Genomic DNA, 25441 nt, shown 5'->3' with positions numbered 1-25441 from the left:
AATTCTTGAATACGTTTAGCCATGCCCTGGTGAGTATCAGGCGTCTCGGTTTTGGACTTTTTTAGAGATTTGTTCATAACGGGTGTTCTGAATTCACCACCAAATTTACTAACCCATTGCCCAACTGATGCATGAACAGCTAATTTAAATTTATCAGCAGTTTTTTGCATGCTGTCATCAGAACTTAGGTAATGTTGAACAACCTCGCGTTTGAAATCGTCCGAATAATGCTTTACAATTTTCATCTTTTATTGAGTTTTATGTGCTCAAAATTGTAAACCTAATTCCGGACAAGACATAGCCATATAGGTATATAGGAAATATAGATACGATTGCCGAAATCTCATGTTGGTCGAGATTTGTAATCTCGTCCTGCTATATAGACGCAGTCGTTCTATCGGCTGATGTATTCACCCGCCGAAACTCCAAAAGACCTCATCCTGAGCGGAGTCGAAGGATAAATGTTAGCTATATAGGTATATAGAAAATATAGATACGAATGCCGAAATCGCACATCCCACCGGCTGGTGTCCGCACCTGCCGAAATCTCTTGGTTACAGTTGCGATGACGAGTTATGGAATGGAGTGAGCCAATGAAGAATGAAATGTCCTTCGACTACGCTCAGGATGACAAGTTGAAAAATGAAAGAACACTGTTTACTATCGAGATGAGGAGGTATAGATCGGTAAGGCGGTGAATAGAGAAATGTCCTTCGACTACGCTCAGGACGACATTATGTTTTTGATCGTGCTTAAACTACACTCAGCATGACAAGTTGAAAGAAGCAAGCTTAAATTATCGGCTCCCCTTGCTGGGCACGCGTGCCGCGTGTGAATTAATAAATGGGGTACATCCTCTGTTTCTTTATAATTATTTTCTGATTTAAGAACATTTATCGATTTGTAATGTTCAACATCCAAACCAGCATTCAAATGAAAAAAGAGTTTCCATTCTACATTAAGGCTCCAGCTATCCTTTTAGGGATTGTGATCACGGTATTTATATTGAGTATTCTCCGCGATATTCTGGTTCCACTTGCATTTGCGGCCTTAATTGCAATATTGCTCAACCCATTAGTGGTGAGATTGGAGAAAAGAATGCATAAAATTGTGGCAATTATTATTTCGATGCTAATTGCATTGATAGCTGTTGCAGGCCTTGCCTACTTTCTAAGTGCACAGATTGCCCATTTCTTTGATAATGTTGATGCGATGAAACAAAAGTTTTCTGAACTACTGAGTATTATACAGAAATGGTTGGAACAGACATTTGGAATCGGCGCCAGAAAACAGGTTCAGATGGTTAATGAGGCGGCCAATAACAGCAAGGCCGTGATAGGTCAAACCTTAAGTGGAGCACTGGGTGTGTTAAGTGTAATTTTCCTGATTCCTGTATACACCTTTTTGATCATGCTTTACAAAACCCTGATTCTTAACTTTTTGTATGAAGTTTTTTCTGAGGAAAATCAGCAGAAGGTTGGCGAAATTTTGACAGAAACTAAAGCTGCGATCCAGAGTTACATTGTGGGGCTTTTAATTGAAACAGGCATTGTTGCGGTAATGAACTCCTGTGCATTGCTTATCCTTGGTGTTCAGAATGCGATACTAATTGGCGTAATTGGTGCGATACTAAACCTTTTACCATACATTGGTGGCATTATTGCTATAGCTTTACCAGTTCTGATGGCTACGCTTACCACGGATGGTTTTACCACTCAATTACTGATTATAGCTGCCTATGCCCTGATCCAGTTTATTGATAATAATATTTTAGTGCCCAGAATTGTATCGTCGAAAGTGCAGATTAATGCGCTAATTTCAATTGTAGTTGTGCTACTGGGTGCAGCACTTTGGGGTGTGCCTGGAATGTTTCTCTCCATCCCATTTATTGCAGTATTGAAAATTGTTTTCGACCGTATAGAGGGGCTAAAGCCTTGGGGTAAATTGCTCGGTGATAACATACCTACAGAACATATGGGGCAATTAAAAAGGTTGCGTAGACGGAATCCAAAAATTTCAAAAGCGTAAGCATAGGTAAAAGAGAAAAATTATTTAAGTGATTGACTATATTTTTTGCTACTTATTGCCTGGATAGGCTGGCCTTCCCACGTTGGTCGGGATTAGTAATCCCGACCTGCCGTTTAGCTGCGTTATATTTTCAGCTAGTTGGCATAAACTCAGGTTGGACTTATTTATGTTGTCCTCCATTGAAAAAGCTAAAGATGAACCAACATCTTTAGCTTTTTAAGTTCAATTAGTTAATTTATTTTAAGGCATAACCGATGTAACCACCATCAATTAGCAAATCAGCACCTGTGATAAAGCTTGCCTGTGCTGATGCTAAAAACAATACTGCATTGGCTACCTCCGTAGCTGATCCCATTCGCTGCAAAGCAGTAGTGTTTGCAAATTGTTTCTTAACAGCCTCATCCGTTACCGCCTTATCAAACCCTTCAGTTTGTGTCGGTCCTGGACTAACGATATTAACTCTTATTTTCCGATGTGCCAGCTCATTAGCTGCGATTTGAGCTATCTTATTTATTGCTCCTTTAGTGGCGGAATATACGCTACCATTCATCTGTGCAGCAGTGGCAACTGTTGAGGACGTAAATAATACAGATGAACCCTCAGCCAAAAATGGCATCAATTTCTGAAGTGTAAAAAAATAGCCTTTAACATTCGTATTAAACTGGGCATCGAAATCCGCTTCAGTAGCATGCTCGATTGGTGCAAAAACAGCAATACCTGCATTTAAAAATAATACGTCAAGCTGTTCACCGCTTTTTGCAAATTCATCTCTTAAAATTTCAATACCCTTTATAGTTGAGGTATCTGAAACTACTGCGCTCAAATTCTGACTATTAATTTTTTCAGCCGCTTTTTTAAGATTTTCTGCGCTTCTTCCAGTTATCCACACTTTTGCTCCTGCATTTATAAATGCCTGGGCACTGGCGAATCCAATTCCTGTGCTACCTCCGGTAATCACAACATTTTTGTTTTTAAAATCTATGTTCATGACACAAATGTAGACCATGTAAATAAATAATAGTAACTTTGTAACTAAAAGTAACAGTAACCTTTGAGTAACCAAGTAACGAATGCAGGAAAATATTTGTTCTACCGATAAAAATAACAAACGGCAAATTATTGCCGTTCATGATGCGATGGATGTACTGAATGGGAAATGGAAAATCTCCATTATCTCTTCTGTATGTTATTTTAACAAAAGGCGATTTTCGGATATTCTAAGCGATGTAGAGGGTATTTCGAATAAAATGTTGAGTAAGGAGCTTAAGGATTTAGAAATTAACAAACTTATAAAGCGTACTGTTTTGCCCACCCAACCTGTTACCGTATTTTACCAGCTTACCGAATATGGTAAAACTTTACAAACCATAATAGACAACCTGGCGGATTGGGGTATTAAACACCGCAGGGTTATTACAGAAAAACAGTAACAGGATAATGATATAATCTCTTCGATTAGGCATGCAAGAATAATGCTTTTAAGGTCATCTGGAATTGCAAGAAGAGAAATGTCCTTCGACTACGCTCAGGATGACAAGGTGGAAGATGAAAGAACTCATGTTGGTCGAGATTTGTAATCTCGTCCTGCTATATAGTTGCATTCGTTCTATCGGCTGGTGTCTTCACCTGCCGAAACTCCAAAGACGTCATCCTGAGCGGAGTCGAAGGATAAATGTTAGCCATATAGGAAATATAGATTTCCCCACTTCTCTTGGCTTGCCTCGGCTCACCGCCGCCGAGGGGCTCTAAACTTTTTTCAGTAGCTTTTATTTTGGCTTTTGTCTTCAAGCTTGCTCCGCAGGTTTCTTGATAAAAAGTTTAACAAAAATCAAGGCTTGGATCTGTTGTCGGATAAATTCGTAAAAGCTTTAATTTCGGCAACACAAGTTCCGATGAAGGATCGGAAAGGATGCGTTGCCTTAGGTTTTACCAGATTGAAAGGTTTATGCAAAAGCTTTTAACGTTTTCTCCTTCCAACATATCCTATGCCAGATAGCAGGGTGGCTAGAGCAAGATGGCTTTAGCGTGGCGCATTACCCCCCATCCGCCTAGCGGCCCCATTTAACAGGTCTTCGACTACGCTCAGACTGACAATATTGCGGCTTAGGTTAACAACATTGGGACATGTAAAGTATTTCCAACTTTGAGGGGCAACTCCCCTTCATGTTGGTCGAGATTTGTAATCTCGTCCTGCTATATAGATGAATTACATCTAACATGGTCGACTGGTAAGGACTGGATTTTCGTCTGTTGCTCGTTTCTGCTGATTTTTTTAATGATGCTGCAATATTAGTTACGTTTTTAGATTCAAAAATATGTGATTTAAGATCCATTGCATCACTGTTTTCTGTTACATCAGCCGATCATTTTTTTGCCTGCTTCTTTTGCACTGATTTACTTTCTCTACTTTTCATCCTTTATATTTTTATAAATAAAACAACAACAAAGGTTTTTATTTTATCGTTTTGAACTCCAGTGGCTGATACTGAGAAATACGTATAAATACCCTGCTTGGGGATTTATACCCAATTTAGACAAAACAAAAAACCACGCCGTAATAAAGGCTGTTAAACTTAAAACAACTTTCACCTTAACAGATAAATTATGGAAAATCAGGAGTTATCAGATAATCCAGCAGAAAAATACCTTAATCCACCTTTCCCAAAACAGGATCAGCCAGCACCAGGTACGGAAGGAAATCTACAACCAAAGGCAGATCATGGCGAAGAGTCTTATCGCGGAAACGGAAAACTTGAAGGAAAAAGAGCTGTAATCACAGGCGGAGACTCGGGCATAGGTAGAGCCGTAGCGATTGCTTTTGCACGAGAAGGCGCCGATGTTGTTATCAGTTATCTGGATACAATAGAAGACGAGGATGCCAAAACTACTGCCGAATTGGTAGAAAAAGCTGGGAGAAAAGCGGTCTTGATCAAAGGTGACATCCAGGAGGAAAAACATTGCAAACATATTATTGATACCGCAGTGAAGGAACTTGGCGGGATAGATATCCTGGTAAATAATGCCGCTTATCAAATGGCGAGGGAAAAGATCAGCGACATTACCGCTGAGGAGTGGGACAGAACATTCCGCACCAATATTACCGCCATGTTTTATCTGTGCAGGGCTGCTGAACCACATTTAAAACCAGGCAGCAGTATTATAAATACCACATCGGTAAATGCCTACTCGCCAAGTGAACAGCTATTACCTTACGCTGCCACTAAAGGCGCAATCCAAAATTTTACGGCTAACTTAAGCCAAATACTATTGATGCATAACAAGGGGATCAGAGTGAATGCAGTAGCTCCAGGGCCGATCTGGACGCCGCTTATTCCGTCGACAATCCCCAATCATAGGGAGTTCGGAAAAGACACACCCATGGGCAGGGCTGGTCAGCCTGCGGAAGTCGCGCCAGCATACGTATTTCTTGCATCAGAAGATGCCAGCTACATTGCAGGTGCAACTATACCAGTAACTGGAGGACGAATAACGATCTAATAAAAATTCAACATATTATGGCAAAGTATTCAAAAAAAGCAGGCGAAAAGGTAGAAGAAGCCCTGCATGAGAAAAAAGAAGGAAAACTGAAAACCGGAAGTGGCAAAACGGTAACCTCTAAAAAACAGGCCATTGCTATTGGTCTCTCGGAAGCAAAAAAAGAAGGGGCAAAAGTGCCTAAAAAGAAATAACTATTCAACACGCATAGGTATGCAGCTAAATTCTAATTAACTAATCCATATTGGACGGCTGTATGTCGTTCAATATTGGATTGGATTCTTCATACTGATAGAGGATATTTATTCTAAATGCCCCTATGTTTATTATGGCTTGCACACTAAAAACCCATTCAGCTTAGTTGCCTTTCACTCCTTCTCGGGAATAGTCTTTGCAGCTTTAAAACTGCTATTATGAGTATAACTGTTTGGTCTGATAATAAGCCTGAGCGTTGGGTCGTTGGTTAAAAAACTCCAAATCCAGTTGAAACTAAGTTTAACTTTGTTTCTAAATCCAGCAATGGGGATGATATGAATGAAAAGCCACACCAGCCAGGCAAAGAAACCCTTGAAAAATCCTTTAGGAAGATCCACTACTGCGTGAAATTTAGAAATGATGGCCATGGAACCCTTATCATTATACTTAAAAACCTTCCAAGCTTTACCTTTATTTTCCCTATTGAGATTTTCTCCGAGAAGGCTCCCTTGCTGAATGGCTACCTGCGCAAGTTGCGGGTGACCGTTGGGAAAAGCTGGGTCGGAGGTCTGATAGCACTGATCACCTATCGCGAACACGTCCTGAAGCCCCTGAACCTTATTAAATTCATCAACAAGAATTCTACGGCTTTTACCCAATGAAGTTTCTGGAATCCCATCCACACTTCTTGCAACAACGCCAGATGCCCAAATCAGTGTTGAAGAAGATATCTCCGTTCCATCAGAAAGGGAAACCTTTTCACCATCGTAGTTCTGTACAAGTCTGTCCAACAGAATTTCTACACCAAGGTTTTTCAGTACGCTTATTGCTTCATTCTGGCTTTTTTTACTCATTGGCGCTAAAAGGGTTGGCAACCCATCAACAAGAAAAATTTTGCCAGGCCATACATCGGCCTCGGGGTAATCTTTACGGATAATATTCTTACCCATTTCTGCCAGCATTCCCGCTAGTTCTACGCCTGTTGGCCCTCCCCCTGCAATAACGATATTGGAATGTGTTAATCTAATGCCTGGCTCAGCAGTTCGCACAGATTTTTCCAGCTGCAACAAAATATGGTTTCTCAATTCAAGGGCATCATCTATGGTCTTCATAGGTAATGCATATTTCTTTATCTGCTGGTTGCCAAAAAAATTCGTTTCTGTTCCCATGGCCAGCACAAGGGTATCATAATTCAAATTACCATTGTCTGTTACTACCTTTTTTTCAAGCGGATCAATGTGCTCTAGATTTCCCATAAAAAACTGGATATTCCTGCCGTGGAACATCTTTCTGAAGGGATAACTGATGTTAGAAGCTTCTATGAAAGCCGTTCCAACCTGATATAACAACGGTGGAAAAAAATGATAGTTATTTCGGTCCACTAGCGTTATTTCATGCTCTGAATTTTTAGACAAGCGTTTCGCCAGATTTATTCCAGCAAAGCCACCCCCTATAATTACAATTTTTTTCATCTTCAATCTAATCTTAATTAACAGGCCACGTGTTATGTTATTAATTCTTCCGAAACCCTATCATTTCAGTCAAGCAGCTTGATTATCAAGCATAACGATCCGTTCGAAATGTATTTTTGGCTCGTGAGTTGCCTACATACTCGCTTTCCGCTTGAGCTTTTATTTAAATAATTAATACTTTTAAATTAGCCACCAGGCCACGGCTTGGTAAGAAATGGGGAACTAAGAAGTGCTGGGTTATTCATTTCCGCTCGCATTACCTGCTAAATCTCCACCAACATCTTCTTCATCATCCGTTTCGCCTGTAAGGCCACGTTGTACCTCATTGGCATCTACCTGTTTTTCGTCATTTGGACTTGTTTTCGACTGGCCTTTGCTGTCTTCAGCATCCTTGCCCTTAGGTTCAATGTTGTTATTCATGTTCATCTTTTTATTTAAAAACATTGGAAACTGAAATAAGGTTTAGATAATTATAAAACTTTTTACGTTGGAGAACGACTGATGGATATTTCGAGAGCAGTGGTTTGGGCTCACACTCGGTGTTCGATCCTGAAAGCCATGTCCTTGGCCTGGTCGGATAAACCACACGAATGTGAGGGAGGTACTAAAAGTCGATTTTCATTTCAGCCGTTTTAGCTTGAAAGGATTTTGCCACCTCAACTCTTAAGGGATTACAGGCAATTATTAATGGATTTAAAAGCATCAAACTAGTTAGTTCGCCGAGTGGATGGAGAAAACTCATACAGAAGCACTTGACCGTTGCCCGATACAATGGCAGTCACATTCTTTCCTTTTTTTTGATAGGTAATTTTTTTTGGAAAATCGTGTGCGGCATTTTCGCAGACAAAATCTTTATTACTTATGCTCGTGAACTTAAATGAAACTGGTTCAGGCTCTCCAGAAATTTTAACATTATAGAAAATTTCGTCTCCCTGAATATTGATTTCCAGCTCCTCGAGAAAAACAATCTCCTTTCCTTTTAGGGTTACTCCTTTTCCAGTAATTTTGGTGGGCGTAACTTTCGCCCATTCCTCATAGCCTGATTGTCCTGGTTTGGAATTCGTTCGTTCCCACTTACCTACCAGCCATTCGAGTTTTTCAAATTCTTTCTCGACCTTAGACTGACTATAGGCCAATTGGCTTGATACCATCATAAACAGCTTACAAACCACAAATAGATTACCTTTCATTTTCATGTTTTTATTGCAAAATACGCATAGATATTCCTGATGTATTGTACAAAGCCGACAAAGCCATATGTTGCTATTTATTCAGAAAGAAGTTGGCCATATTGGAATCTTCAAAACAATAGGATGATGGGTCTTCTCCAGTAAAACGCTTAAAATCACGTATAAAATGAGACTGATCGTAATAACCAGATCTGAATACCAACTCCATCCAGCTCATTTTCTTTTCCTTTAACAATTGAAATATATAGTTAAAACGGATGATACGGGCATAGTATTTAGGAGAAAGTCCTATATACCTTTTAAAAAGCCGTTGGAGCTGTCGCTCGTTTTTTCCTTCCAACCGACAAAGTTCGGCGATTGTTATGGAACCATTGGATTCAAAAATATGTTTCAATTCACTTGCCAACGGGTTTGCACCTGCAGATTGCCGGAGTAACAGAAAATGTTTATCCAGCCGACGAGTTAAGTCTTGTTCGTCTTTAAATGGAAATAAGATGCTATGGAGTTCAGCCAGTCGTGGATGAGCAACTGCATTAAGATCCAAGACCTGGTCTACAAATTCTTCCATATTGAGGCCAAAAAGCTGAGTCATTGCGGTAGGTTTCATTTTAATAGCAAACGAAGCGGTTGTGCCCATATTTTCCAGATAAAAGTAGCTGTTGATCTGACCAGCTAGCAAGTTTGCAGTCTGAAGCTGCCATGTCCCATTAAGCTTGATGCGGTACAGGCCGCCATAATTAAAAATTAACTCTGTAAATCCATCGGGAATGATCTTTTCCACCTTCGGAGTATCATCATGGTCCTGCATCATCCAGTAACACTCGATTAATTCCGAGAGTTCTTCATGGGGCAATATCCTGGTAAATTTCATGTTAAAAAACGTTTATAAAAAAATCTGTCGAAAATTCCAAAAGGCAGCAAATTTCAAGTTATCAGGCCATTGCAATGCTAGTATAGAGATTTTCTAATTGATCTCCAAGAAACTTATTACGCGAAAGTTTGCGATAGACTGCACGATAAATAATTTTCTCACCGAAATCGGACTTGTACGGTTGTAGCTTAAAAGAAATAGACCGATAAAATCTGATTAATGGTGTCGGATTAGTTGACGATATTGAAAATCCATATATACAGCGAAGCTCAAAATCTATTAATGTGAGCATCAATTAACGCATGATATCCACATTTTTTTTAAGCATAATCAATAAATTAAAGAAACGGGATCATAAAAATATCAATCTATTATTTACCATTCAGATATCTGAAATTTATTACTTAGAACTGTAAATCGTGCGATTTATAACGGCAAAGAAAAATAAAATGTAGTGCCTAAACCTACCGTGGAGGTGTACCAGATTCGCCCCTTATGATTTTCGATGATTTGTTTTGAAATGGCTAATCCCATCCCAAAAGATTCTTCTGAAGCTGTACCTACCCTTCCATTTTCGGAAAACATCTCAAAAATACTATTTCCCATGTGTGCTGGTATCCCCACTCCCTGATCTGCAATACTGACCACCACTTCTTGTTCTTCCTTAACTGCAGCGATTGAAATAGTGCTGTTTACTGAACTAAACTTAATGGCGTTGATGATTAAGTTGTTGATTACCCGTGCAATTTTATCTTTATTTACCGATACAATGATATGATCGGCGGCTACAACGATGTTTTGCGACTTTGCTTTTACCTTAAATTGCAGGAGATTGATGCAATCGTTTAATACAGTATAGAGATCCGTTGGCTCAGTTTCACCTAAAGCATGGTGTGTATGTAACATCTCATTAATTAATGATAGCGCATTTGCTCCCGCTTCCTTAACCAGATTTAACATCTGATGATTACTTTCTGATAAACCCTCTTCCGAGAGCATTAGTTCAGCCGCATTAGTCATTCCCGAAACAGGCCCTCTTAAATCGTGCGCTACCACTTTCATGATTACCGCATTTTCCTTATGGCTTTTTTCCAGAACTTTGAATACTTGCGTAAGTTGTTCGTACTGATTTTGGATGAGTTTTTTTGAGACACTTAACTTATTGATATTTGTTCTTGAACGTTTTAAGTTTCTAAGCACCATGAATAAAATCGTAAAAATCAGTATAATCACAATGCCAGCCCCGGTTATTAACAACCTTTTAGATTGGGCATCTTTTTTAAGCAACTCGATCAGTTGCGCTTTATCGGCATCTCTCAACCCATGTTCAATATCTACATATTCATCATTTTTACTAGCGGTTTCAGTCGAATCTTTTAAAAAATAATATCTTTCTAAATTGGAGTAAGCCTTAGGGATATTTTTTATACGCTCATAATATTTCCACTTTGCGTAATGAAATTTCGGGATAGATTCTGAAGACATTTGATTTTTAACCGAGGGGGCTCGCCTCTTCCATCTCTTTGATTAACTGTGCAGCTTTACTATTTTGCCCACTATTGTTATAGAGCATAATCAGCTTAATTTTAGCAGTTTGCGCATCGCCAATTTCAAAATCTTTTTTACTATTGATATAAATCGATTTTAACAAAAATTGTTCAGCCTGCTGGAATTCGCCCTTTTGAATTAACACGGTAGCCATATTACCATAAATGACCCCCTTTGCCATCAGTGCAAACTGCTTTCGCTTGGGAAACATTTTTTCCCGTTCCTCAATAAAGCGTATGGCTTTCTGATAATAAAATATGGCACTATCAGGTTGATTCAATTTCTCAAAACAAAGCCCTAACGTATTGAGTAATGATTGGGGTAAAACAAAAGCCTGTTCGAAACGAGTGGTATCAATACAAACCAATATTTCTTGGAAACCCTTTTTGAAATAGGGTATCGACTGCCTATAAGAACCCTGCCTGTAACGCAGCATCGCGAGCTTTGAAGAAAGTAAATAACATTTTGAGGATGATTTTGCAATCTTACCGGCCCGCACATAGGCATCATCATATAATCCTGATTCCATCAACACATCTCCTCGCACAAATAAGGCAGAAATATATTGATTGAGTAAATCGGGTTTGTTAGTTACAACCTTAATTAAGCTATCGGCATACTTTAACGCACTATCTGGTCTTTTTTTGTACTTTAAGAAATAAGCTGTTTTGGTGTTTAACAAACTCCATCGTTCTACCGCTGTCAGCTGAAGTTTCGAAGTCGCTTTATCGAGGTATTGAATAGCGGAGTCTTGCTGCCCTTGCTCGTACATTTTGCTCATATTCCCACGGATTTGGAATACCGTGTCGGATATTTTTGTAGGCTCGTGAACGGCATTTTTTTTGCAAGCCGACAATAATATTGCAGCGTAAAGGCAGAAAAAACCACATATTAATCTCTTAATATTCCACATGCATAAAACTTTGGATAGGGATTAGTTAGAAAGGTAGCACATCCTCTAATAAATGTAAGATAAATAAATTTTTAATTATCAAGAGCGTTTTTTTTGATAATTAATAATAGAATTAACAGCAGAGAAAAGTAGAGACCATATGAAACAGCTGATGGAATAGTTTTCAGGCCAGTCAGAAACTTTAAATAAAATTTAGTTAATATAATCCCTAGGTGTGCCTTGCAGAATAATAGTGGTGAGGTTTTGATTGGCACTAATGAAAACCATTTCCAGCTGGGCGTATAGATGTATGCCAGCAGCGTTCAACGATTGGCTAGCAAAATCCTGCATAGCCTTTTCATCCCGAAAAATAATATCTTCTGGCAGGCTTAGTGCAATAACATTGGGCAAACCAACCTTAAGTGTGATATTAAAGTTCTTCAGGAGCTTTTCCAGTTTCTCGGCCACCTGGGCAAGTTCATATGGTGTGATGCTGTCCATTTTTTATTGTGGATGCTTTAGGTAAATGTTTTAACTGTTAATCGGTTGCCCGTTTCTTTACACACCAGGTAGTCATGCTACGCATGTTTTGTACATTTGTTGTTTTAATGGGCTCATGAAGCATTCCGTTAAGCTTTTTAGTCATCCGCAGGAGCATTTCCTGATTAACCAGAAATCGTTCGGATTCGTCGGGTAAGATGTATCTGCCATTCCCAATAAAATGTACGGCAGATTCAATGCCTATATCGGAAGCCAGACGACAGAAGAGATACCCGCCAGGTTTTAGCACACGCCACATTTCATTCAGCATGCTTTCAAAATGTTCGAGATTTTCAGCAAAATGCAATACAGCACTGCTGATCACGAGATCAAACTTTTCAGCTACAAAAGGCATTTTTTCTACTGGTGCTACAGAAAAGTTTTCTATTGGGTTTAGTTTGGAAAATTCGCCAGCGATTGACTGAACCTGGCTAATCGCCTCCTGGCTACTGTCGACACCATAAACCTCGTAATTGTTTTTTAAGAAATAGAACAGGTTTCTTCCCGTACCGCAGCCTGCATCGAGAATGGTATGGCAGTCTGCATAAGTGCCTTTAAGCAGCTGGTCAAAAAGGTATATATCGATGTTTCCGAAGCTTTCCTGAATTTGATGTGTTGTACTCATTATTAAGGCCAAAGATAAAAAAAATGAAAGCGTTTAATAGTGGTAAAAAAACAATTGATTTTCAAATATATTATAGACTCTGGAAGATAAAGCTTTAAAATTCTGCTTCGGCAATCGCAGCATGAATCATGGTTGGTATTTTAAGTGAGGTGCAAAATATTAAAAATTATGATTAAAATTGTTTAATAAATTAAATCGGAAATTAATACCTAAAAAACTTACGGTGCGCTCTAAAAAAGATTGTATTTATATTTTTCTTGGGAGAAAAAAGTTAGCTTGTTATACATAGGGTATGAAAACAGAAAAAATAGCAATGTGGGCATTTATTCTTTTTGTACTGCTGATTTCGTTAGTCTTAATAAACCCCTCAAACAAGAGTTTATCTTACAAATACACTATTTTTTGTTTTCTTTTGGTAAGCCTGTCTTCTTATAAAAGTTTGAGATTATTCTACATTCTATATTGTTTTCTGTCAGTCGCATTAATTACTTACATTATTGTATAGCATAACATAATGTTGACTACCAGCTATTGTATTCACCTGTTGAAGATCTTGCCGAAGCTATATCTTGCTGGAGCAGGCAACAACTAAGAAAGCGTTCATAAAATTTACTTCACCTGTTCATCTTTCCATTCGCCAATTTCCATTCTTTTTGTAAGCAGCGTGAATATGCCCATAGGCAAGGTAAATCCAGGTGTATGTGTCCATCCATTTTCGGTAAGTTCCAAAACACCATGATCTGAACCATCTATATAAATTCGAAATTGTTTATGATTGGTTTCCAAGCGACTTACAACAATTGTGCGGTTTTTGAACACAATTATTCGGGTATTGGTTTTAGGATTACTGAACATGGAGGCGTTAAATGGTTAGGGCTTTAAAAAGCCTGCAAATATAATATTTAATGGTTCGTCGCAAACATTTAAACCATTTAGCTCTGCTTTTTATCTCTTTTACGGCTCGATTTGGATAACTAAGTTATCAACGCAATACATCAGCGCAAGGCTGGCTTGCGCTGATGATATTTTCTTGTTTACAGATTATCTTTTGCAATTATGCTCCAGTCATCGCTTCCATGACCTTCGTTTATATATTTATCCATTTGCGCAGCAACAGCTGGTAAAACCGTCAGGTTAACGCCATTTACTTTTGCAGCTTCTATCATCAGCCCTGCATCTTTTCTTGCCATGTTCAGTTCCCATGAAGGCTTGCTAAAATCTCCCGCCCTAATCTTATCGAACCTGGCTGGCACGCCTGCACCTGGATTCCAGTTACTGAAAAGTGAAGCCACATCGGCCGAATCAATTCCAAGTCCTTTGGCCAGTGCGAGCACATCTGAAAGTCCTGCGGTAAGCGAAATCAAAAACAGATTACCAATTAATTTTATTCCTGCAGCTTTGCCCGTTTCGGGTCCCAGGTTAATAAGTTTGCCAGTCATTTTTTCAAGTTCAGGAGTAACCTGTGCAATCAATTCCTGATCGCCAGATACCAGCATATTCCCAGTACTTTCTAGTGCATTTGGAGGCCCCATAAAAACAGGTGCGTGCAAATATGTAAAACCCTTTTCTTTCCAGTAATTGGTTCTTTCAATGGCGCCTTCAGCAGATGTGGTCGTATGATCGATTAGGATAGCGCCTGGAGAAAAGCCACTGCTCGCAGATTCCAGCACCTCATTTACTGTGGCATCATCTTTCAGAGTAAGGTGAATAATCGTTGCACCCTTTACCGCATCTGCGACCAGATCAAATGGTTTTGCACCTGTTGCTTCAAGCGCTTGTGCTTTCGAGGCTGTTCTATTCCACACCTGAACCGTTTCGCCTCGCTTGAGCATGGCTTTTACAAAATTCGACCCTAACAGGCCTGTTCCTAAAAATGCTTTCATAGATTTTTTTATTGATTTGATAAAGGTAAGGAACGGCGAATAATTTCAGCAAACATATTGGTCATCTATTCGAAAAAACAAAATTGGCATAGGTAATAAGAAAAGCGTACTTATTTAAATAGTGCAGCTTATACCAAATCAATACTTCCTCTGCTATTGCCAGTATAATCTACTTCAGTTTAAATTTGAAAAATACAGCAAGCCTGCAAATCAGTTCAGCAAAGCTGTTTGAGAATTTTTTAATAATTATAAGGATTAATCGAGTATGGCTACTGTTAGCCTGATAATATTTCCAAAACTGATGGCGTCCGGACTGGATTTTGCCGTAACCTGCATTCCTTTTACGGCATTGAAGATAAACTTCGCGAGTACCAATGCATCCTGGGTATTTTTAATTTCACCGCTTTGCTGGCCTTTTTTAATTACCTGAAAAAAAGCAGTTTCCATTTGTTGTTCGTTTTGGCAAACCAGTTTACCAACTTCCTGGTCGTGCGGTGCAACCTCAACTTCAGCGTTTACCATAAAACAGCCTTTCTGCTGTTTATCTCCAACCAGTTCGTTGGTGGCCATTTCCATTAGCTTAATTACCGTTTGTTTTGCAGAAACAGATTGATCTACAATTTCGTTGATTTTTTCATTTCCAGCAAGCTGGTAGCTTTCCAAAGCTTTTATAAATAGCGTATGTTTATCCGTATAGGTATCATACAAGCTAGAACGACTAATGCCCAAAGCATCTACCAAATCCTGCATAGAAGTAGCATTATAGCCTTTGTGCCAAAAAAGTTGAATTGCCTTGGCCAGCACCTCATTCTCATCAAAATCTTTCGTTCTTGCCATAACCAGAAATAGCCTTGCTTAATAAAGCAAAGCTATTCATTTTAAATTAATTCTCGTAAAACGAAAGGCATTACCTTACGCCACCACTTGCAATAAGGATTTCGCCAGTTAACCAACGCGAATCTTCGGAGGCAAGAAATACGGCGATATCCGCAATATCGTCTGGATTACCGCCACGACCCAAAGGTGTAGATGCGATGGCTTCTTTCTGAAAATCGCTGCCAATGAAACCTGCAGTATGTGTGCCTTCAGTTTCTACCATACCAGGATTGATGGAGTTTACACGAATATTTTTAGAACCAAGTTCTTTGGCCAATACATGGGTAATCGAATCAACTGCACCTTTGGTAGCCGTATAAATTGAACTCGCCACTGGCGTGATGGCGGTTACTGCCGAACCGATATTAATGATGCTGCCACCTGCTGCATTGAAATGCTTTAATGCACCTTGTGTACTCAACAATAAACCAAGTACGTTGGTATCGAACTGACGGTGAAAATCTTCTGCTGTAATGTCTTCGACTGCACCAAATTGATATACGCCTGCATTGTTTACCAAGATATCAACTGGGCCAAATGTAGTGTTGGTCTCTTCAAATAAACGGGCTAAATCTGTTGTACTAGATACGTTCGCCTGAATAGCGATTGCTTTCCCACCTGCTGCGTTAATTTCTTCAACTACCTGATCTGCACCAGCTTTTGCCGAAGCATAATTTACAACTACACTTGCACCTGCTGCGGCAAGACTTTTAGCTATACCTGCACCAATACCTTTAGATGCTCCTGTAATTACGGCTATTTTATTAACTAATTTTTTCATGTTTGTTTTCTTTTATTCCCTTATTGGAATAATCGTTCCGCAAACATAAACACTATTACGGAACGATTGTTCCGTTATTATTAATTATTAGTTTTGGATGACAAAATGCTTGCTGGCTAATCGATATTCCTTTTTATTTGGAAGACGCTAAATTGGGACTATGATTGATTATTAGCTGACTACCTAATCCCGATATAGGCATCACAGCATTAAAGCCAAACGATTTAGATAGAATGCACGCTGCGAAATGAATTGTTATTACGCTACAAACCAATTTCACTTTCAGATCCATTTTGCGCAATCGCCTGTCGGAAAATGTTTAAAACAAAAAAAGCAGCTCTTTTCAGAACTGCTTTCATCAGCAAAAAACATAAATTATCAGCTGCTTAGAGATCGATTTTCCCTTTCAAACGAACATCATCTGATGATGCAGAAACCATTAATTCATAGGTACCATGCTCAACTACCCATTTACTTTTTTGATTATAAATTTCCAAATCATCTTTGGTTAAAGTAAAGGTTAAAGTCTTTTGTTCGCCTGATTTTAAAAATACTCTTTTAAACTGCTTTAATTGTTTCATTGGCAAAACTACGGATGACGTTTTACTTTTCAGATAAAGCTGCACCACTTCTTCCCCATCATTAGTACCTGAATTTTTCAAATCAAAACTAACCTTAACGGATTGATTAGATGGGTTATTTTCAACTATTAAATTTTGATAATCGAATGTAGTATAACTCAAACCATAACCAAAACTGTACAAAGGTTTTGCATCAACTTCAATATAATCGTGCTTCTCAGGGAAACGCGAATTATAATAAACGGGCAATTGTCCAACAGATTTAGGAACCGAAATTGGTAATCTTCCCGCTGGATTATAATCACCAAACAAAACATCAGCTATGGCATTTCCACCTTCCTGACCTGGATACCAGGCATCGAGTATTGCCGAAACATTTGCTTCAGCCCAGTTTAAGTTTAATGGTCTTCCTTTGATCAGCACTAAAACAACAGGTTTTCCTGTTTTAACTACGGCTTTTAAAAGTTTAAGTTGATCGCCCAACAAATCTAAAGTTGCCCGATCATAGCCTTCACCGCTTTCCATATCACTCATACCAGATGCTGCTGCGCTAACTTTGGCCGCTCCAGTTTCAATGTATTCGGTCTTAAAATCTCTTGCACTCGAGCCGCCTAAAACAATAACAACTGCATCTGCCTTTTTTGCAGCAGAAACCGCTTCTTCAATATTACTATTTGTGGTATCTCTGATACTACAACCTTTTACATAATTAATTTTTGTTGCTGATGATAATTTATTCTTTATACCTTCCAAAACGGTTACGATATTTTCTTCAGTTTGTGGCGCAGTATAATCGCCTAGCTGATTGTAAATATTATCGGCATTTGGACCAAGAACAGCAATATTCTTTAAACTTTTGCTCAACGGTAAAAGATGATCATTATTCTTTAAAAGAACAATTGATTCTCTGGCAACTTGTCGGGCAAGGTCGATATTTTCTTTAGTTCGAACATTATTTTTGGCGGTTTCTACATTAACATAAGGATTTTCGAAAAGCCCCATGTTAAACTTGATTCGTAAAACTCTACTCACGGCCGTATCCAGTGTTTTGGTTGAAACTTTACCTGCCTTAACGGCATCACGCAATGCTTTGCCGTAGCCAACACCACTTAAATCGGCATCTAAACCTGCATTAATTGCTAAAGCGGCAGCATCAGCTGAATTTGCTGCAATATGGTGGTTGGCCATCAACCCCGAAATACTATTTAAATCAGAAACTACAAAACCGTTAAATCCCCATTCGGTCCTTAGTAAATCATTTAATAAAAATTCATTCGAAGAACATGGAATAGCATCAATAGAATTGTAGGCGGTCATTACCGATAATGCACCCGCTTTTACAGCGGCTTTAAATGGCGGCAAATAAAACTGATGTAAACTACGTAAACCAACGTTGATGCTTCCACCATTATGCCCACCTTCTGGCGCACCATAAGCTGCAAAATGCTTTAATGTAGCAACGATATTTACACCGCTTTTAAGGTTATTCCCCTGGAAACCTTTAACCATGGCCTCGCCCATTCTACTATTTAAAACATGATCTTCGCCATAAGTTTCTTCCACCCTCGACCATCGTGGTTCTCTGGCTAAATCCAATACAGGTCCATAACCAACGTGACCGCCTTGCAAACGGGTTTCTTTAGCGATTGCGGTTGCAACCTTATTAATCAAATCTGGATTAAAAGTACTTCCCTGACCGATAGCTGTTGGAAAAACGGTTGTGCCGATAGCCATGTGTCCGTGCGGGCATTCTTCAGAAAGCAAAACAGGTATGCCCAGACGTGTATTTTCTATTGCATATTTTTGAATTGCATTTGTTGCCTTCGCTGCCAGCTCTGGGTTTAAGCCATTTGCAAGTGTTTTTTTTGTCCATGGATCAGCTCTTAAAGTCGCCCACAACATACCAGTATATTCTTCTTTTAACGTTTTTTTAAATGCCTCGCTAACCTCAACCTCATTACCTGTTTTAGTGTACATTGGCCATCCTAAAGGCATAGAAATTTGGCCGACTTTTTCTTCAACAGTCATTCGGGATAGCAAATCTTTAATCCGATTTTCAACCGAAGCTTTAGGGTTTTTATATAACGGTATGTCGCTTTTAGTTTGAGCGGAAATATTGGTATTAAATGCAGCGATTACTACTGCCAGAGAAAATATTGTTTTTTGTATTGTCTTCATTCTATGATCATATTAAGCCCAGGCTTTTCTTAAAAATCTTAACCAATTGCCATGCATCAGGTTTTCTACATCCGTTTCGGTGTAACCTTTTTGCCTAAATAAATCTGGAATCTTCTGTAAATCTGCAATGGTTTCTAAATCATAAGGGCATTGCTCCTTTCCAAAAGCGCCATCTAAATCAGAGCCGATTCCAACATGATTTGCATTTCCTGCCAACTGGCAGATGTGGTCGATGTGATTTATCATTACTGCTAAGCCGCAGTTCATTTCCTTTGGTTTAGAAATCCCCCTTTTCCAATTTGGAACCATCATCCAGGCATCTAAAGCACCACCAATAACCGCACCTCGGCTAATTAGTTCTTTAATTTGTTCATCGCTATATTGTCGATTATGGTTAACCAAGGCTCGGCAATTATTATGCGATGCCCAAACATGGCCGTTAAAACGACTTAAAGCATCCCAAAAACTATCGTCGCATAAATGAGTAGCATCTAAGATAATGTTCAGGCGTTCCATTTCTTTCAATAGCTCATGTCCCATTGCCGTCATTTTTCCAGTCGCATCTGTACCTTGGGAATAACGCCCTGGACCATAATGTGCTGGACCCACGGCTCTTAAACCATTTAACCAGGCTTTTTCCAGGTGATTAACGGTAATAAATGAATCAGCGCCTTCTAAACTTAAAATGTAACCAATTGGCCTTTTAGCTACGTTTTCTTCATTATGCCAATTCGATAAATGATTTTCGAGCGTTTCCAAATTATTTACCTGGAACATTTCGCCTGCATCTTCCATGGCTTTATACCAAGCCAACTGACCTTGAGTTTGCGCCCAGGCTTGCTCTGGCGAATGCCAGCCTGGTAAGTGATTATCAGGCGCAACATAACGGGCGATTTGAGTAGCCACAACCAATCCGATATTACCATTTCTTAACTCTGGCAAAGAAACTGTTGCTAAAGAGCGATCTGGCTTATCGGTTAATCCTTCTTCCCTTTTATTTATATCGCCAACATTTTTTGTTAAGTCTCGATTCCACTCGAGGGCATTCATACTTAAATCCAGGTGAGCATCTATAGTAAACATGGTAAAATATTAAATGGTGATTTTTCTTTTTCTGGAAACGATATCCCAATATTGAACATTTTTATTTGCATCCATACAAATTGCCTTTTCGTGCAGAGCAACTGTCGGACAAACATGATATGGCAAGCCGTAGAGCACATCGCCAATGTTAAAATCACTGGAATATTCTGTTCTTAAAACCAAATGTTCTTCACTCTGACTGATTACTTCGAGGTCTGGCGCATTAATAAAAAACACACGGTTTTTTAATTCCTTTTCGGCAGCAATAGCCTTATGGCCTAAATCGGTACAAAGTAAACCATTTGCAGGTTTTGAAACGATTCGGCTCACCACTAATGCAGCAGTATTAAATTTTTGCTCTGGATAAGCATCCTGATAACCTTTGTCCCACAATACGAAAGTACCTGGACTGCAGTCAAATTCTGTTTGATTAGCGTATATAGGAAACGTTGGTGTTCCACCAGCAATAACGGTTAGCTTAGTATTACTGATGCTTTCGCAAGACTGTTTAAGTGTTAAAAGCTGCGCAATAACGGGCTCAGATTTCTGCATTCGAATATCCATAGATGAATCATGAATATGACCATCGTAAGCATGTAAACCTTTAACGTTAAGATTAGGTAAAGAGATCACATTCGTAAATAATTCTGCCGCTAAATCAGGTAAAACACCTGTTCGGTTCATTCCAACGTTTAAATCTATATAAACGTTAACAACCAGATTTGCTGAAACTGCCTTTTCAGATAGCTTTTTTGCAGTATGCAAATCATCAGTTAAACAACTAAAAACCGTTTCACTGTACGTTTTCTGAAGCGTTAGAAACCTGTTAATATTTTCGCCAACAGGCTGATAAGCCAGCAAAACATCCTTAGCCTTTGCAATCCCAAGCATTTCTGCTTCGGCAATGGTTGCACACTTAAATTTGTTAATTCCTTCAGCTATCAAAATAGCAGTAATTTCTAAACACTTATGCGTTTTTACATGAGGACGTAATCGCTCTACATCATCAACCATTGCTTTTAAAGTTTTGATGTTTTCTTCAATACGTTCTACATAAAAAACCAGCGAAGGCGTTTCTATACTTTGTTCATCAGGGATTAAAAACCAGTTTTGCTGTTGCATAATAATTAAACCAGTTCAAAAAGTGCTTCAATTTCCACTGGGATATTATCTGGTAAAGAGCCAAAACCAACTGCACTTCTAACGCCTATTCCATTTTCTTCGCCCCAAACTTTTGCAAAAAGTTCACTGCAACCATTAATTATAAATGGATGTTTTTCAAATTCTGGCGTACAATTGACCATTCCTAAAACCTTTATAACACGTTTTATTTTGTTCAGGCTGCCAACATTTGTTTTTATAGTTGATAACATGGTTAAACCAACCTGCAAGGCAGCAAGCTTACCTTCTTCCTGAGTTAAATCAGAACCAATTCTACCAATGATTAGTGATTTATCGTCTTGAACAGGGCCATGACCGCTCAAATAAAGGTATTTACCATCAACAAGACATGGTTTATAAACACCAAGTGGAGCTGGTGCGGGTGGTAAATTAAGCTTTAGTTGTTCAAATCGTTCATCGGGAGTTAAATTTTCCATTTTGTGTATTTTTTATTATTAAGAGATAAAAATATTGAGAAATAAGACGCCGCCTAAGCCTACCAAGCCAACGATGGATTCCATCATTGCCCAGGATTTAAATGTATCCTTCAAAGTTAAACCGAAATATTCTTTAAACATCCAGAAACCTGCATCATTAACGTGAGAAAACATTAAACTCCCTGCACCAACAGCCAAAACCATCAGATTTGGATTAGTGTGTGTATGTTCCATAAGCGGCACAATAATTCCAGCGGTTGTTAAGCCAGCAACAGTAGCCGAACCTACGCAAAAGCGAATAATTGCCGCAATCATCCAGGCTAAAAATAAGGGTTCTGCTTTAATATTCTGGAGATAATCTGCAATTTGATTACTCACACCACTTTCTGTTAAAACTTGCTTCAGTGCGCCTGAGCCCGCTATAATTAATAAAATCAATGCAATATCTTTCAATGCCTCGGCATAAATGCCCATAATTTCTGTCATCTTTTTTCCTTGCGATAAACCAAGCAACCAGGTTGCCGCAATCAAGACAATCAACATGACTACAGAAGGATTTCCAGCGAATAAAATGTATGGCAATATTGGCGAGTTCGAAGCCAAAACCATTGGCAAAAATGACGCAGCTGCTAGTAAAATTACAGGTAATAATGCCGTAAAGAAACTTTTAAATCCACCAGGCAATTCGCTTTCAGACATTTCCTTAGGCGTAAATGAAGCTAACGGGCTTGCAGGAATTGCCTTTAAATAACGAGAAAATATTGGTCCACCAATGATTATTGCAGGAACTGAAACTGCTAAACCATATAATAAAGTTAGGCCCATATCTGCCTTAAATTGAATAACCAGAGCAGCTGGTGACGGATGAGGTGGTAAAAAACCATGAGTAACAGAAAGCGCAGCTAACATCGGTAAACCGATATAGAGTGCTGGCAACTTATAGCGGTAAACCACAGAAAATATAAGAGGAACCATAAGCACAAAGCCAATTCCATAATAGAGCGGAATTCCGATTAAAAAACCAGTTAAAACCATCGCCCATTGGATGTATTTTTCACCGAAAATATTCATGCTCACTTGCGCAATCTTTTGTGCTGCGCCACTTTCGGCTACCAGTTTACCCAACATTGCACCAGCGGTAATTATGATGGCCAACGAACCTAATACATCGCCCATTCCTTTTTCAATACTGGAAGGAATTTTTGCTGGCGGTAAACCTAAAGCCAAACCTGCAACAAAAGAAACGGCTAAGAATGATAAAAAAGCATTGATTTTAAATACCGAAATAAGCACAATTAAAAAAGCAATGCAAAGGAAAACGATTAGTATTGTCATTTAATTTATTATAATTTCATCTACCAGAAGTAGTGCTTTTGTTCCTGAACCGTAAAATCCACTGGGTATAGTTCCAATATTTGTGGCTTTAATTTTAACAAATCTGGCACCAGTTGGGTTAAATTTAAGCAATACTGGATTTATGCCTTCCAAGCTAAATTTCGTTTGCTGAGAAATCTGTTTATAATTCACTCCATCGGTAGAAACCTCTACAATAAGCTCTTTTGGCAGATGCATTTTCTGCCATTGATAATTCAGTATATTAATGCCAATTTCCTTAATGGAAGCGATCTTTTCCAAATCAACCACCGCTTCAAAATCGGTTCCGCTTAACCCCAACCATTCCCCATTATTATAAAGCGGAGAACCTTTAATGCCATTCGCCAAAACCTGCTGATCAACGTTGTAATTACCAGTACCCAAATTTTTCAAGGAAATACTTTTGCCAGTCGCTAAATTTCTAACAATTGCTTGTTCATATAATTTTCCTACTTTATTTCCACCTTTAAATAAGCTGGCTTTTAAAATAACAGACTTCGTGATTTTTATTGCCGAAGTATATTTATTGGCAGATTTTGAAGGCATTGAACCATCAGTCGTATATCTAATCTCCGAATCGGGCATATCAGTTTCTAAGATAATCCCACCTCCAACAGGTTTTCCAGTAATTTCATAAAATGAGGTGCTGTAGTTTATTCCCTTTAAAAACCTAAGGCTAGAATTTACTCTTTGAAGAAATTCATTGTAATTTTTCCGCTCAGGTGTCGACCAGGCCATTTCTGCTAAGGCTAAAATACGTGGAAAAATCATGTACTCTGCTTTTTTAACATCAGACATATATTCTGTCCACACATTTGCCTGCACACCTTTTATATAAGTTTGTTCCTGTAGACTGAGCTCCCTGGGCATTGGTTCGTATTCATAAACCCTTCTAAGCGGTAAATAACCACCCGCAGCTGTTTGTTCGCTTTTGTTTAAAGATTGATAATAATCCAGATATACAAATTTTTCGGGGGTCATGATTACATCATGCTTTAGTTTCGCCGCAGCAATTCCACCTTCTAAACCTCTCCAACTCATCACGGTCGCATCAGGTGCCAAACCACCTTCTAAAATTTCATCCCAACCAATAATCTTTTTGCCCTTCGTATGCAAATATTTTTCCATACGGGCGATGAAATAAGACTGCAATTCGTGTTCATCTTTAAGCTTTTCATCTTTTATTCTTTTCTGACATTTAGGGCAATCGTGCCACCTAGTTTTTGGGCATTCATCACCGCCGATATGTATATATTTTGAAGGAAACAAAGTGACAACTTCATCTAAAACACCTTCGAGAAAACGGAAAGTCTCTTCATTACCTGCACAGAAAACATCATCAAACACACCCCAAAAAGTGGCAGTTTCGTATGGCCCGCCTATACAACCCAAATTAGGATAAGCTGCTAATACAGCTCTCGCATGGCCAGGCATTTCTATTTCAGGAATGGTAGTAATGTTAAGTTCGGAGGCGTATTGCACCACTTCTTTTATTTCTTCTTGAGTGTAGTAACCACCATAACGCTTGCCATCAAAAGTATGTGGGTTTGACCGTTTATGACCGATTAAAGTTTCTTTGCGATAAGCAGATTTTGTTTGCAGTAACGGATATTTCTTAATCTCTATCCTCCAACCCTGGTCATCGGTTAAATGCCAATGGAAGTTATTAATTTTATAAAAGGCCAGCACATTAAGCCACTTTTTTATTGCAGCAATACTAAATAAGTGCCTTGCAACATCTAGATGCATTCCCCTGTAAGCAAAACGCGGTTCGTCTTCAATTTCATAAGCTTGAACAGATAAGTTTTTTCCGTTTTTCTTAATCAACTGAATTAAGGATTGTAAACCATAAAACAAACCTTGTTTATCTTTTGCTTTAATATCTATCTTCTTATTAGAAACGGATAGCAAATAGCCTTCAGACTTAATTTTTAAAGTAGAATCTATTAAAAAATTAATACCATTACTGCTTACTTTTTTGCCTTTTGAAAGCTTGAAACCACCTAAATCTTTTAAGTACTGTTCTAGAAAAACGGCACTAACATGCTGTGTTTCGGGAATATAAAATTTTGTTGCAGGTGTAATGATGAAAGAACCTTGTCTTTTCGTTTCTTTTGAGGGCTTTGGAATGATTCCAGAATTATTAAAATCCTGACTAAAAACACTGGTAACAAAAAGCTGAAAACCAATAAAGATTATCAACTTAAAAATGGAATAGCTAATACAAAAGT

The 25441-nt window shown here is 38.7% G+C and carries 24 protein-coding genes and 1 pseudogene; 4 read left to right on the top strand and 21 right to left on the bottom strand.

Going from position 1 to position 25441, the window contains the following annotated elements:
• Positions 1-245: transposase (locus tag ABD692_RS09475; protein WP_344766542.1), on the bottom strand; the 245-nt coding region annotated here is incomplete at its 3' end.
• 688 nt (positions 246-933) lie between these two features.
• On the opposite strand from ABD692_RS09475, the gene ABD692_RS09470 reads away from it, so the two are divergent.
• The gene (locus ABD692_RS09470; RefSeq protein WP_316757207.1) at positions 934-2028 is read left to right on the top strand and encodes an AI-2E family transporter; all 1095 of its coding nucleotides are present in this window, start codon (positions 934-936) and stop codon (positions 2026-2028) included.
• 235 nt (positions 2029-2263) lie between these two features.
• On the opposite strand, the gene ABD692_RS09465 is transcribed toward ABD692_RS09470, so the two are convergent.
• Positions 2264-3016 carry an SDR family oxidoreductase gene (locus ABD692_RS09465; protein ID WP_344766538.1) on the bottom strand — a complete coding sequence of 251 codons (753 nt, stop codon included), beginning with the start codon at positions 3014-3016 and terminating at the stop codon, positions 2264-2266.
• Positions 3017-3098: 82 nt separating this feature from the next.
• Here ABD692_RS09465 and ABD692_RS09460 point away from each other — a divergent pair, with 82 nt between their 5' ends.
• The gene (locus ABD692_RS09460; protein WP_344766536.1) at positions 3099-3458 is read left to right on the top strand and encodes a winged helix-turn-helix transcriptional regulator; all 360 of its coding nucleotides are present in this window, start codon (positions 3099-3101) and stop codon (positions 3456-3458) included.
• Positions 3459-4136: 678 nt separating this feature from the next.
• Here the strand turns inward: ABD692_RS09460 and ABD692_RS20965 are convergent.
• Positions 4137-4379, bottom strand: a pseudogene (locus ABD692_RS20965) (DUF3175 domain-containing protein); the annotation flags it as partial.
• A 253-nt stretch (positions 4380-4632) separates the two neighbouring features.
• On the opposite strand from ABD692_RS20965, the gene ABD692_RS09455 reads away from it, so the two are divergent.
• A complete protein-coding gene (locus ABD692_RS09455) occupies positions 4633-5526 on the top strand; it encodes an SDR family oxidoreductase (RefSeq protein ID WP_344766534.1) in 894 nt (297 codons plus the stop codon).
• 17 nt (positions 5527-5543) lie between these two features.
• Positions 5544-5717: a DUF6496 domain-containing protein gene (locus ABD692_RS09450; RefSeq protein WP_344766532.1), complete on the top strand. Its 174-nt coding sequence runs from the start codon at positions 5544-5546 to the stop codon at positions 5715-5717.
• Between the two features lie 174 nt (positions 5718-5891).
• Here the strand turns inward: ABD692_RS09450 and ABD692_RS09445 are convergent, their stop codons facing one another.
• The 18 genes from ABD692_RS09445 to ABD692_RS09360 all read right to left on the bottom strand — a co-directional run bounded on the left by ABD692_RS09445 (position 5892) and on the right by ABD692_RS09360 (position 25412).
• Positions 5892-7190 carry an NAD(P)/FAD-dependent oxidoreductase gene (locus ABD692_RS09445; RefSeq protein ID WP_344766530.1) on the bottom strand — a complete coding sequence of 433 codons (1299 nt, stop codon included), beginning with the start codon at positions 7188-7190 and terminating at the stop codon, positions 5892-5894.
• A gap of 237 nt (positions 7191-7427) precedes the next feature.
• Positions 7428-7610, bottom strand: coding sequence for a hypothetical protein (locus ABD692_RS09440; protein WP_316757193.1), 183 nt, complete (start codon positions 7608-7610; stop codon positions 7428-7430).
• Positions 7611-7897: 287 nt separating this feature from the next.
• Entirely contained in the window at positions 7898-8386 is a 489-nt protein-coding gene (locus ABD692_RS09435) for a DUF6265 family protein (protein WP_344766528.1), read from the bottom strand.
• Positions 8387-8453: 67 nt separating this feature from the next.
• The gene (locus tag ABD692_RS09430; protein WP_344766526.1) at positions 8454-9251 is read right to left on the bottom strand and encodes a DUF6597 domain-containing transcriptional factor; all 798 of its coding nucleotides are present in this window, start codon (positions 9249-9251) and stop codon (positions 8454-8456) included.
• Positions 9252-9677: 426 nt separating this feature from the next.
• Positions 9678-10736, bottom strand: coding sequence for a sensor histidine kinase (locus tag ABD692_RS09425; protein ID WP_344766524.1), 1059 nt, complete (start codon positions 10734-10736; stop codon positions 9678-9680).
• Between the two features lie 7 nt (positions 10737-10743).
• A complete protein-coding gene (locus ABD692_RS09420) occupies positions 10744-11580 on the bottom strand; it encodes a tetratricopeptide repeat protein (protein WP_344766522.1) in 837 nt (278 codons plus the stop codon).
• Between the two features lie 324 nt (positions 11581-11904).
• Entirely contained in the window at positions 11905-12192 is a 288-nt protein-coding gene (locus ABD692_RS09415; protein WP_316757182.1) for a hypothetical protein, read from the bottom strand.
• 37 nt (positions 12193-12229) lie between these two features.
• Entirely contained in the window at positions 12230-12856 is a 627-nt protein-coding gene (locus ABD692_RS09410) for a class I SAM-dependent methyltransferase (protein ID WP_316757180.1), read from the bottom strand.
• Positions 12857-13465: 609 nt separating this feature from the next.
• Positions 13466-13711: a hypothetical protein gene (locus ABD692_RS09405; RefSeq protein WP_344766518.1), complete on the bottom strand. Its 246-nt coding sequence runs from the start codon at positions 13709-13711 to the stop codon at positions 13466-13468.
• Between the two features lie 179 nt (positions 13712-13890).
• On the bottom strand, positions 13891-14739 hold the full coding sequence (locus ABD692_RS09400) for an NAD(P)-dependent oxidoreductase (protein WP_316757174.1): 849 nt from the start codon (positions 14737-14739) through the stop codon (positions 13891-13893).
• Between the two features lie 255 nt (positions 14740-14994).
• Positions 14995-15576 carry a TetR/AcrR family transcriptional regulator gene (locus ABD692_RS09395; RefSeq protein ID WP_316757172.1) on the bottom strand — a complete coding sequence of 194 codons (582 nt, stop codon included), beginning with the start codon at positions 15574-15576 and terminating at the stop codon, positions 14995-14997.
• A 70-nt stretch (positions 15577-15646) separates the two neighbouring features.
• Entirely contained in the window at positions 15647-16396 is a 750-nt protein-coding gene (locus ABD692_RS09390) for a glucose 1-dehydrogenase (RefSeq protein ID WP_344766515.1), read from the bottom strand.
• A gap of 386 nt (positions 16397-16782) precedes the next feature.
• Positions 16783-19155, bottom strand: coding sequence for a glycoside hydrolase family 3 N-terminal domain-containing protein (locus ABD692_RS09385; RefSeq protein WP_344766513.1), 2373 nt, complete (start codon positions 19153-19155; stop codon positions 16783-16785).
• A gap of 12 nt (positions 19156-19167) precedes the next feature.
• Positions 19168-20238, bottom strand: a complete 1071-nt coding sequence (locus tag ABD692_RS09380) for a dipeptidase (protein WP_344766511.1) — start codon at positions 20236-20238, stop codon at positions 19168-19170.
• Positions 20239-20247: 9 nt separating this feature from the next.
• A complete protein-coding gene (locus ABD692_RS09375) occupies positions 20248-21360 on the bottom strand; it encodes a D-TA family PLP-dependent enzyme (RefSeq protein ID WP_344766509.1) in 1113 nt (370 codons plus the stop codon).
• A gap of 5 nt (positions 21361-21365) precedes the next feature.
• On the bottom strand, positions 21366-21836 hold the full coding sequence (locus ABD692_RS09370) for a RidA family protein (RefSeq protein ID WP_316757161.1): 471 nt from the start codon (positions 21834-21836) through the stop codon (positions 21366-21368).
• An 18-nt stretch (positions 21837-21854) separates the two neighbouring features.
• Positions 21855-23171, bottom strand: a complete 1317-nt coding sequence (locus ABD692_RS09365) for a gluconate:H+ symporter (RefSeq protein WP_344766505.1) — start codon at positions 23169-23171, stop codon at positions 21855-21857.
• Positions 23172-25412 carry a glycoside hydrolase family 20 protein gene (locus ABD692_RS09360; RefSeq protein ID WP_344766503.1) on the bottom strand — a complete coding sequence of 747 codons (2241 nt, stop codon included), beginning with the start codon at positions 25410-25412 and terminating at the stop codon, positions 23172-23174. It lies immediately after the preceding gene.
• Between the last annotated feature and the right edge of the window lie 29 nt (positions 25413-25441).

The sequence above is a fragment of the Pedobacter ginsengiterrae genome (assembly GCF_039537385.1).
In the GTDB taxonomy this organism is placed as follows: domain Bacteria; phylum Bacteroidota; class Bacteroidia; order Sphingobacteriales; family Sphingobacteriaceae; genus Pedobacter; species Pedobacter ginsengiterrae.
This window is presented reverse-complemented; position numbering and strand designations above follow the sequence as displayed.

Coding starts and splice junctions, on each gene's coding strand:
- ABD692_RS09380 (WP_344766511.1), bottom strand. CDS start 20,238: ATGTTTACTATAGATGCTCACCTGGATTTAAGTATGAATGCCCTCGAG.
- ABD692_RS09430 (WP_344766526.1), bottom strand. CDS start 9,251: ATGAAATTTACCAGGATATTGCCCCATGAAGAACTCTCGGAATTAATC.
- ABD692_RS09365 (WP_344766505.1), bottom strand. CDS start 23,171: ATGACAATACTAATCGTTTTCCTTTGCATTGCTTTTTTAATTGTGCTT.
- ABD692_RS09445 (WP_344766530.1), bottom strand. CDS start 7,190: ATGAAAAAAATTGTAATTATAGGGGGTGGCTTTGCTGGAATAAATCTG.
- ABD692_RS09440 (WP_316757193.1), bottom strand. CDS start 7,610: ATGAATAACAACATTGAACCTAAGGGCAAGGATGCTGAAGACAGCAAA.
- ABD692_RS09415 (WP_316757182.1), bottom strand. CDS start 12,192: ATGGACAGCATCACACCATATGAACTTGCCCAGGTGGCCGAGAAACTG.
- ABD692_RS09465 (WP_344766538.1), bottom strand. CDS start 3,016: ATGAACATAGATTTTAAAAACAAAAATGTTGTGATTACCGGAGGTAGC.
- ABD692_RS09410 (WP_316757180.1), bottom strand. CDS start 12,856: ATGAGTACAACACATCAAATTCAGGAAAGCTTCGGAAACATCGATATA.
- ABD692_RS09425 (WP_344766524.1), bottom strand. CDS start 10,736: ATGTCTTCAGAATCTATCCCGAAATTTCATTACGCAAAGTGGAAATAT.
- ABD692_RS09370 (WP_316757161.1), bottom strand. CDS start 21,836: ATGGAAAATTTAACTCCCGATGAACGATTTGAACAACTAAAGCTTAAT.
- ABD692_RS09400 (WP_316757174.1), bottom strand. CDS start 14,739: ATGAAAGCATTTTTAGGAACAGGCCTGTTAGGGTCGAATTTTGTAAAA.
- ABD692_RS09455 (WP_344766534.1), top strand. CDS start 4,633: ATGGAAAATCAGGAGTTATCAGATAATCCAGCAGAAAAATACCTTAAT.
- ABD692_RS09405 (WP_344766518.1), bottom strand. CDS start 13,711: ATGTTCAGTAATCCTAAAACCAATACCCGAATAATTGTGTTCAAAAAC.
- ABD692_RS09435 (WP_344766528.1), bottom strand. CDS start 8,386: ATGAAAATGAAAGGTAATCTATTTGTGGTTTGTAAGCTGTTTATGATG.
- ABD692_RS09460 (WP_344766536.1), top strand. CDS start 3,099: ATGCAGGAAAATATTTGTTCTACCGATAAAAATAACAAACGGCAAATT.
- ABD692_RS09470 (WP_316757207.1), top strand. CDS start 934: ATGAAAAAAGAGTTTCCATTCTACATTAAGGCTCCAGCTATCCTTTTA.
- ABD692_RS09420 (WP_344766522.1), bottom strand. CDS start 11,580: ATGAGCAAAATGTACGAGCAAGGGCAGCAAGACTCCGCTATTCAATAC.
- ABD692_RS09450 (WP_344766532.1), top strand. CDS start 5,544: ATGGCAAAGTATTCAAAAAAAGCAGGCGAAAAGGTAGAAGAAGCCCTG.
- ABD692_RS09395 (WP_316757172.1), bottom strand. CDS start 15,576: ATGGCAAGAACGAAAGATTTTGATGAGAATGAGGTGCTGGCCAAGGCA.
- ABD692_RS09375 (WP_344766509.1), bottom strand. CDS start 21,360: ATGCAACAGCAAAACTGGTTTTTAATCCCTGATGAACAAAGTATAGAA.
- ABD692_RS09385 (WP_344766513.1), bottom strand. CDS start 19,155: ATGAAGACAATACAAAAAACAATATTTTCTCTGGCAGTAGTAATCGCT.
- ABD692_RS09390 (WP_344766515.1), bottom strand. CDS start 16,396: ATGAAAAAATTAGTTAATAAAATAGCCGTAATTACAGGAGCATCTAAA.